This is a genomic window from Methylocella tundrae (genome assembly GCF_901905185.1).
In the GTDB taxonomy this organism is placed as follows: domain Bacteria; phylum Pseudomonadota; class Alphaproteobacteria; order Rhizobiales; family Beijerinckiaceae; genus Methylocapsa; species Methylocapsa tundrae.
On the sequence record NZ_CABFMQ020000036.1, the window covers coordinates 1 to 409 of the forward strand.

Sequence of the window (409 nt, forward strand, 5' to 3'; positions counted from 1 at the left end):
CCACATCACTGAGCAGCTGCTGGAAATCCTCGTCCTTCGTGGTCTTACCCACGCCACCGGGGAACAAGGAATCTCCGACAAAAGCTCGCCCCGGCGTAAAATACGTGGGGTTCAGCGCTAACACCGCGATGCCACCCGGAGTGTGTCCGCGCAGTTCCACCGCCTGCAGCGCGAAGTCGCGAAAGTCGCCAGCCAAGCGGAGGTCTTCCGGCAGGCCGTCATAAGTGCCGTAGGTTTCATCCACGCGTGCGGGCAGGGCGTCAGCATCGAAACGGCCCGAATGGTGCTTTGCTCCGGTCGCCTCCAGCACATCCACCAACGCCTGCACATGATCGTCGTGTCGATGAGTGGTCAACACGTCCGTAATGCGGATCTGGAAATTACGCGCCACCTGCAGCAGGTGTTCAGC

At 60.9% G+C, this 409-nt stretch carries 1 protein-coding gene; it reads right to left on the reverse strand.

All coding sequences use genetic code 11. The features are described from left to right. A partial coding sequence (locus MPC4_RS04785) for an MBL fold metallo-hydrolase (RefSeq protein WP_174511524.1) occupies window positions 1–409 on the reverse strand: 409 nt, incomplete at both ends.